Annotated in this window: 9 protein-coding genes; 4 read left to right on the top strand and 5 right to left on the bottom strand. The window is 72.5% G+C overall.

The window, feature by feature from the left end:
* Window positions 1-119: 119 nt before the first annotated feature.
* Window positions 120-959 carry an FAD-dependent monooxygenase gene (locus QSK37_RS42395; protein WP_285632906.1) on the bottom strand — a complete coding sequence of 280 codons (840 nt, stop codon included), beginning with the start codon at window positions 957-959 and terminating at the stop codon, window positions 120-122.
* An 85-nt stretch (window positions 960-1044) separates the two neighbouring features.
* Here QSK37_RS42395 and QSK37_RS42390 point away from each other — a divergent pair, with 85 nt between their 5' ends.
* Window positions 1045-1689: a TetR family transcriptional regulator gene (locus QSK37_RS42390; protein ID WP_285632901.1), complete on the top strand. Its 645-nt coding sequence runs from the start codon at window positions 1045-1047 to the stop codon at window positions 1687-1689.
* Window positions 1690-1714: 25 nt separating this feature from the next.
* On the opposite strand, the gene QSK37_RS42385 is transcribed toward QSK37_RS42390, so the two are convergent.
* The 4 genes from QSK37_RS42385 to QSK37_RS42370 form a co-directional block, all read right to left on the bottom strand.
* The gene (locus tag QSK37_RS42385; RefSeq protein WP_285576872.1) at window positions 1715-2326 is read right to left on the bottom strand and encodes a TrmH family RNA methyltransferase; all 612 of its coding nucleotides are present in this window, start codon (window positions 2324-2326) and stop codon (window positions 1715-1717) included.
* A gap of 63 nt (window positions 2327-2389) precedes the next feature.
* A complete protein-coding gene (locus QSK37_RS42380) occupies window positions 2390-2896 on the bottom strand; it encodes a DinB family protein (RefSeq protein ID WP_285632899.1) in 507 nt (168 codons plus the stop codon).
* 106 nt (window positions 2897-3002) lie between these two features.
* Window positions 3003-4001: a cytochrome d ubiquinol oxidase subunit II gene (locus tag QSK37_RS42375; RefSeq protein WP_285632897.1), complete on the bottom strand. Its 999-nt coding sequence runs from the start codon at window positions 3999-4001 to the stop codon at window positions 3003-3005.
* A complete protein-coding gene (locus tag QSK37_RS42370) occupies window positions 3998-5347 on the bottom strand; it encodes a cytochrome ubiquinol oxidase subunit I (protein ID WP_285632895.1) in 1350 nt (449 codons plus the stop codon). The genes QSK37_RS42375 and QSK37_RS42370 overlap by 4 nt, the downstream gene beginning before the upstream one ends.
* A gap of 65 nt (window positions 5348-5412) precedes the next feature.
* Between QSK37_RS42370 and QSK37_RS42365 the strand changes: the two genes are divergently transcribed.
* From QSK37_RS42365 to QSK37_RS42355, 3 genes are read left to right on the top strand one after another with little or no spacing between them, the layout of a single operon-like run.
* Window positions 5413-6582 (top strand): winged helix DNA-binding domain-containing protein, encoded by a 1170-nt coding sequence (locus QSK37_RS42365; protein WP_285632893.1) that lies wholly within the window; start codon window positions 5413-5415, stop codon window positions 6580-6582.
* Window positions 6583-6629: 47 nt separating this feature from the next.
* Window positions 6630-6869 carry a hypothetical protein gene (locus QSK37_RS42360; protein WP_285632892.1) on the top strand — a complete coding sequence of 80 codons (240 nt, stop codon included), beginning with the start codon at window positions 6630-6632 and terminating at the stop codon, window positions 6867-6869.
* 3 nt (window positions 6870-6872) lie between these two features.
* Window positions 6873-7256 carry a hypothetical protein gene (locus QSK37_RS42355; protein ID WP_285632889.1) on the top strand — a complete coding sequence of 128 codons (384 nt, stop codon included), beginning with the start codon at window positions 6873-6875 and terminating at the stop codon, window positions 7254-7256.
* Window positions 7257-7316 lie beyond the last annotated feature (60 nt).

Below are 7316 nucleotides of genomic sequence, written 5' to 3'. Positions count from 1 at the left end.
CGTTACGGTGCGGCATGGGGGCCTTTCTGGTCGATGTAGATGTCGCAATCCACACCGAGCCAGAAGGCCCTCACCTATTTCAAGATCATCCACCCGTGTCGCCGTACCAACCTCCGTGGTCAGTACAGGTAGTGCTCCACCTGCCGGGTCGCGTCGGTGAACCGCGAGGCGTTGTCCACCTCGCCCAGCACGGTCTCCTCGCCGTACACGGCGCGCAGCGCGGCGGCGATCTCCTCGCGGGTGACCGGGGTGTCCCGGGTGGCCTCCGTCTCGTCCTCCCGGCCGAACGTGAGCCGGTACCGGTCGCCGCCGACCGGCACGAGCATCGCCCAGTAGCCGTTCACCTGTCGCGTCAGGCCGCTGATGTGCCCCACCCGCCGTGGCACCAGCGACGACGTGGCGGACAGCCGGACGTCGGCCAGCACGGCGAGGTAGGTCCCGGGCCGGCCGGGGAACGGCAGCCCGAGGAGTTTGCGGACCGTGCTCCGGCCGCCGTCGCAGGCGACGAGGTGCCGCGCCCGTACGCGCAGCCCGTCCGCCGACACGGTCACGCCGTCGCCGTTCTCCACCCCGTCGACCGCGGCGCCGCGCCGGATCCGCGCGCCGCGGGCGGCCGCCCGCTCCTCCAGCACCTCCTCGATCTCCCACTGGGGAATCGTGATCGGGTACGGGTGCCGGGTCTGCCACGGCGTGCAGTCCAGCGGCACCGGCAGCATCGCGAAGTGACCCCCGACCGGGTCGCGCGGCATCGCGCGGCGGAGCAACGGCTTCAGCAGCCCGCGCATCTCCAGCAGTTCGGCGGTACGGGGCTGGATCGCGCCGCCCTTCACCTGTTCGACGCGCCGCGGCAGCTTCTCCAGCACCAGGGTCTCCACCCCGGCCAGCGCCAGCTCGTACGCCAGCGTGAGGCCGGTCGGACCGGCTCCCGCGATGACGACCTCCGTCTCGACGTCCGTCAACGTGATCCCTCCTCGATAGACCCGGTGTAAATGTATACCAGGTGTAGAAATCGACCGAGTGCGGCTCACTGCTACCGTGGACGCCGTGACCGAGCAGCCCGGACTGCGGGAGCGCAAGAAGCGGCGGACCCATGCGGCGATCTCCGAAGCGGCGATCGCCCTGTTCCTCGAACGCGGCTTCGACCAGGTCTCGGTGGCCCAGGTCGCCGAGGCGGCCGAGGTGTCCAAGCGCACGCTGTTCGCGTACTTCCCGGCCAAGGAAGACCTCGTCGTGCACCGCTTCGCCGACCACGAGACGGAGAGCGCACGAGTCGTACGCGCCCGGCCGGAGCGCATGACGCCGCTGGCCGCCCTGCGCGAGCACTTCCTCGACGGATTGCGCCGGCGGGACCCGTTCAGCGGCCTCAACGACCGCCCGGACATCCGCGCGCTCTTCCGGATGATCCTCGAGACGCCGGCCCTGATCGTCCGGTTGGAGCGCTTCAGGAGTACGGGAGAGCGCACGCTCGCCGAGGCGTTGCGCGAGACGGCCGACACCCCGGACCTCACCGCCCGGCTGGCGGCCGCCCAGATCGTCGCGGTCCACTGGACGCTGGCCCTGGACAACGCCACACGGCTGGCGTCCGGCGAGACCGCCGACGAGCGGTACGCGGGCGCGGTGGACGACGCCGAACACGCGTTCGCGCTGCTGGAGAACGGACTGCGCCGGCTGCCCCGGCACGGCTCATAGAGGCGTCCCGTACGGGACGGGGCCGTCAGGCTTCGGCGTGCCGGCGGATCCACTCGTACATGGCGACGCCGCTGGCCACGCCCGCGTTGATCGAGCGGGTGGAGCCGTACTGCGGGATGTGCAGCACGATGTCGGCGGCGGCCCGCGCCTCCTCCGAGAGGCCCGGCCCCTCCTGGCCGAACAGCATCAGGCAGGCGCGCGGGAGTTCGGCGGCCTGGATCGGGCGGGACCCGGGCAGGTTGTCGATGCCGATGATCGGCAGGTCGCGGTCGCGGCACCACTTGACCAGGTCTCCGGTCTCCGGGTGGTGGCGGACGTGCTGGTAGCGGTCGGTGACCATGGCGCCGCGGCGGTTCCAGCGGCGGCGGCCCACGATGTGCACCTCGGCGGCGAGAAACGCGTTGGCGTTGCGGACGACCGCGCCGATGTTGAAGTCGTGCTGCCAGTTCTCGATCGCGACGTGGAACGGGTGCCGGCGCGTGTCGAGGTCGGCGACGATCGCCGCGTTGCTCCAGTACCGGTACTGATCGACGACGTTGCGCCGGTCCCCCTCGGTCAGCAGCACCGGATCGAGGCGCGGGTCGTCCGGCCACGGACGCGGGTGCGGGCCCACGCCCGGCAACTCCTCGGCGGTCATGCGCCGAAGGATATGCGCCCGCACGCGCCGGCGCCTTCGCTCGAGGGGTTCGGGCTTGCCGGGTCAGCGTCCGGTGGCGCCGTCGATGAGTTCGCGCAGGATGTCGGCGTGCCCGGCGTGGCGCCCGGTCTCCTCGATCAGGTGGGTGAGGGTCCAGCGCAGGGACGGCGCCGGGCCGGACCGCCCGCCCGGGCGCGGTCCGGCCGCGGCGAGGTCGGGGCAGGCGGCGATCACCTCGTTCGCGCGGGCCGTGGTCTCCCGGTAGGCGAGGAGAAGGTCGTCGGCGCTTTCGTCCGGTTCCGGATGGAATGTGGCTTGCCAGTCGGTGATCGAATGGCCGAGCAACCAGTGGCGTTCGACGTGGGTGAGGTGCTTGACCAGGCCGAGCAGGTTCGTTCCCGACGTGACGCCGGGCGTGCGGATCTGCGGTTCCGGGACGCCGGTCGTCTTGGCGATCACCGCGGCGCGCAGGTAGTCGAGGAAGCCCACCAGCACGTCCTTCTCCCCGGGCCCGGTCTTCGGGGGGCCGGCGTCGCGACGTTGCTCGGCGGAGCGGCGCGTTGGTGGCATGGTCGTCCTCTCGGATCGGGGCAGGCGAACACGGCGACCACCCTCACCGGAACCTCCGCGAATCGCACGAGAATTTGCGGAATCGGCAATATGAGCGAGGAGCTCATCACCGTTTCGGTGTTCGCTGGAAGAGCGCGAACAGCCACAGCAGGGACGGCACCAGCAGGACCATTCCCACGACGACCGAGGCCAGGGTCGCGTGCAGGACCGGCGGGTCGGCGGCGGCGCGGGTGACGGTGACGTCCGGTGGGAGCAGCAGCGGGTACTGCGCGGCCGCCCACCCCCAGAGCACCGCCGCGACGGCGAGTCCGGCCGCCAGCCGGGCCGTCGTGTAGTGACGCAGCAGGAGCAGGACCAGTGACACGATCCCCGCGAACCCCGACACGGCGACGAGGGGCAGCGCGCGCCCCGTCAGCCCGGCGTACAGCCGTGGAGCGTCGTCGCGAAGGACGACGATGCCGCCCAGGACGATCGCGCCGGTCACCACGGCGGTGACCAGGGCGCGGTGCCGGAACGCCTCCGCCAGCCCGGTATCACCGCCGCGGCGGGCGTCGCCGGTGAGGTAGACGGCCGCCAGGTACGCCGTACTGCCGACGGCGACCAGGCCCGCCAGCACCGACGTGGGGTTCCACCAGCTCGTCAGCAGGTCGCCCCGGGCCAGGCCCGGGGGCACGCGCCCGGACGCGACGCCGCCCGCGACCGTGCCCAGGAAGAACGGCGTGAGGATCGACGACAGCGCGAACGCTCCGCCGAACAGCCGCAGCTGCCACAGCTCGGTGCTGGCCTTGCGGAACGCGAACGCCGCGCCGCGGGCGATGATGCCGAACGCGATGAGGGTCAGCGGGATGTACAGGGTCGAGGCCACGGAGGCGAACACCCGTGGGAAGCACGTCCAGAACATGACCAGGACGAAGATGAGCCAGACGTGGTTCGCCTCCCAGACCGGTCCGATCGAGTGCTCGATGAGCCGTCGCTGCGCGAACCCGCGCCGGGCCCCGCCCGCCAGCATGTCCCAGAAGCCGCCGCCGAAGTCGGCCCCGCCCAGCAGGGCGTACAGGGTCACCCCGACCCAGGTCAGCACCAGCAACCACTGTGCAGAGGTCATGGTTCGTACTCCTCGGCCCAGCCTTCCTGTGGCGCGCCGACCGGGCGGCTCCGGAGCCGGTTCAGGACGTACGCGATCGCCACGGTGAGCACGGTGTAGACGACCAGCACTGCGACGAGGCCTGCCCACAGGCCGGGCGCCGGGTTGACCGCGTCGGCCGTGCGCTGGTGGTGCCACACGATCCACGGCTGCCGGCCGACCTCGGTGGTGACCCAGCCGGCCTCCAGCGCGACCACGGAGGCGACCCCGGCGACCGCGCAGAACCAGAGGAACCACCGCGACCGCGGCAGGTCACGCCGCCGCCACCAGGACAGGGCGAGCCAGGCGGACAGGGCCAGCAGCCCGAACCCGATCGCCACCATCGCCTGGAAGCTCAGGTGCACCGGGTTGATCGGAGGCCGGTCGGCGGGCGGCACTCTGTCCAGGCCCTGCACCACCGCGCCGGGCCGGTAGCCGACGAGGAGCGACAGGCCGTCGGGGATGCGCAGGGCGTACCGGATCCGCCCGCCCAGGTACAGGCCGCCGACCGAGATGGGCCGGTGGGAGCCGGTGTGGTTCAGGCCCTCGATCGCGGCGAGCTTGGCGGGCTGGCGGGTCGCCAGGAACCGCGCCAGGGTGTCGCCGACGACGATCTGTACCGGCGTCACGACCGCCGCGACGATGAATGGGAGCAGGAGGCCGATCCGGTGGTACCGGTCACGGCGGCCCCGCAGCATCCCGGCGGCGTACACGCTCGCGATGCCGAACCCGGTGACCATGAAGGCGGCCAGGACCATGTGCACGACCTGCCAGGGCATGGCCGGGTTGAACAGCGCCCGCCACGGCCGTACCCGCGTGACGGCGCCGTTCACCAGGTCGAAGCCGCGCGGCTGGTTCATCCAGGCGTTCGCGGCGACGACGAAGAAGGCGGAGGCGACCCCGGCGACGCAGACCGGCAGGCCGGTCAGCACGTGCCGGTGCGGCGACAACCGGTCCCAGGCGTACAGGTAGATGCCCAGGAAGATCGCCTCGATGAAGAACGCGAACCCCTCCAGCGCGAACGGCAGGCCGATGACCTGGCCGTACGTCGCCATCAGGCCGGGCCAGAGCAGCCCCATCTCGAACGAGAGGATCGTGCCGGAGACCGCGCCGACGGCGAACAGCACGCCCATCGCCCGGGCCCACTGGCGCGCCAGCCGTACGTAGTCCTCGTTGCCGGTCCGCAGGCCGCGCCACTCGGCGAAGACGGTGAGCGCGGGCATGCCCACGCCGAAGCAGGCGAGGATGATGTGCCAGCCCAGGGACAGCGCCATCTGCGCCCGGGCGGCCGTCAGGTCGGCCGGTGTCGCCGCCGCGAACACGTGCACGTCTCCCCCGATCGGCCATCCACGCCCCTGTGAGCGTGGTACCCCGCTCCGGCGATAATCAGCGGATGACGATCAGGCGGATGACGGTGGCGGAGCGGCGGGCGCGGATCGGTGCACGGCACGGCCTGGCGGCGCCGTTCGGGAGTGCCGTGGAGGCGGCCCGCGCGCTGGTGGCGCTGCACGGCACCGATCCGGCGGCGGTGTACCTCGCGGCGGCGGCCCGGATGCGCTCCCCCGGCGTCGCCGACATCGAGCGGGAGCTGTACGAGGAGCGCCGGCTGGTGCGGATGCTCTGCATGCGGCGGACCGTCTTCGCCGTCCCTGCCGAGCTGGTGCCGATCGTGAAGGCGGCCTGCGCCGACGACGTCGCGCGCCTCGAACGCCGCCGTACGCTGAAGTTCCTCCAGGAGGCCGGGCTCGGGGACGACGCGTGGCTGCGGGAGGTCGAGGAGGAGACGCTCGCCGCGTTGCGGGCGCGCGGCGCGGCGTACGGGGCCGAACTGTCCGCCGACGTGCCGCGCCTGAAGGAACGGATCGTGCTGGGCCGCGGCAGCCGGAACGAGGCCAGTCCGGCGATCGCGAGCCGGGTGCTGCTCGGCCTGGCCGTCGAGGGCCGGATCGTCCGTGGCCGCCCGCGCGGTACGTGGATCAGCAACCAGTTCCAGTGGTCGCCGATCGAGTCGTGGCTGCCGGACGGGATCCCGCAGGTGCCCGCCGAGACCGCACGAGCGGAACTGGTCCGCCGCTGGCTCGCCGCGTACGGGCCGGGCACCGCCGCCGACCTCAAGTGGTGGACCGGCCTGACCATGACCCAGGTCAGGCAGGCCCTGGCACAGGTGGAGACCGAGGAGGTCGACCTGGACGGCACGCCCGGCCTGGTCCTCGCCGGCGACGCGGAGCCGGTGGCGCCGCCGGCGCCGTGGGTGGCGCTGCTGCCGGGCCTGGACCCGACCGTGATGGGCTGGACCGGCCGGGACTGGTACCTGGGCGAGCACGGCCCGGCCCTGTTCGACCGGTCGGGCAACGCGGGCCCGACGGTCTGGTGCGACGGCCGGATCGTGGGCGGCTGGTCCCAGCGCGCCGACGGCTCGGTGGTGTACCGGCTGCTGGAGGACGTCGGCGCGGAGGCCGAGACCGCCGTGAAGGCCGAGGCGGCCCGCCTGAGCGAGTGGATCGGCCCGGTACGGGTGATCCCGCGGTTCCGTACCCCGTTGGAGCGCGAGCTGTCCGCCTGAGGGGGTAGGGAGTGAGGGTGGCGACGCTGAGCTGGAGGTGAGGAGCCATGGCGGAGCCGGCGGTCAGGAAGACGCGTAAGGGCACGGTCGTGGAGGTGCCCGTCCTGGGCGCGGTGACGCTGCCCCCGCGCGACCGGCTGATCTTCTACGCCGGGCTCGGGGTGCTCGCCGCCTTCGAGGTGGTGGAGTGGCCGGTCGCGGTGATCGTCGGCGTCGGCCACATGCTGGCCGACCAACGACACTGGCGCGACGGCCAGGAGGTCGGCGAGGCGATGGAGCAGGCCTGAGACATGCCACCGACGTACGACCAGGCGTTCGCGGACCTGGCCGAGATCTACCTCGAGGACTCCTGGGTGCTGGAGGTCGGCGTACGGGACGGGGCGCTGGTCTTCGACCTCGAGGCGGTCCTGACGGAGCGGCACCCTCGCTACCGGCCGCCGCGGCCGGGCGAGATGTACTGCTACCGCCGCGGCCGGTTGACGGTGAGCGGGCGGCCGGTCCTGTTCCGGGGCTCCGAGCGTCCGCCGAACCGCGACCCGGACGGGGAACCCGATCGGGGCAACATCGACGTTTTCGCTCCCCTCGCCGGCGATTCGTCCGGCTGGCGGGTTGAGGGCGAGTGGGGCGAGGCGGTGGTCGGCTCGCCCGCGGTCGTGCTCGACCTCGGTCCCTGACATCGGCGGATCGCTGGACGTGGGCGGCACGGTGGTGCTCTGATGTGCGCATGCGGCGGT

It is taken from the genome of Actinoallomurus iriomotensis (assembly GCF_030269445.1).
Lineage (GTDB): Bacteria > Actinomycetota > Actinomycetes > Streptosporangiales > Streptosporangiaceae > Actinoallomurus > Actinoallomurus iriomotensis.
The sequence above is the reverse complement of the archived record's forward strand: the minus strand, read 5'-3'. Positions and strand labels throughout refer to the sequence as shown.

Coding starts and splice junctions, on each gene's coding strand:
- QSK37_RS42385 (WP_285576872.1), bottom strand. CDS start 2,326: ATGACCGCCGAGGAGTTGCCGGGCGTGGGCCCGCACCCGCGTCCGTGG.
- QSK37_RS42365 (WP_285632893.1), top strand. CDS start 5,413: ATGACGATCAGGCGGATGACGGTGGCGGAGCGGCGGGCGCGGATCGGT.
- QSK37_RS42380 (WP_285632899.1), bottom strand. CDS start 2,896: ATGCCACCAACGCGCCGCTCCGCCGAGCAACGTCGCGACGCCGGCCCC.
- QSK37_RS42355 (WP_285632889.1), top strand. CDS start 6,873: ATGCCACCGACGTACGACCAGGCGTTCGCGGACCTGGCCGAGATCTAC.
- QSK37_RS42360 (WP_285632892.1), top strand. CDS start 6,630: ATGGCGGAGCCGGCGGTCAGGAAGACGCGTAAGGGCACGGTCGTGGAG.
- QSK37_RS42375 (WP_285632897.1), bottom strand. CDS start 4,001: ATGACCTCTGCACAGTGGTTGCTGGTGCTGACCTGGGTCGGGGTGACC.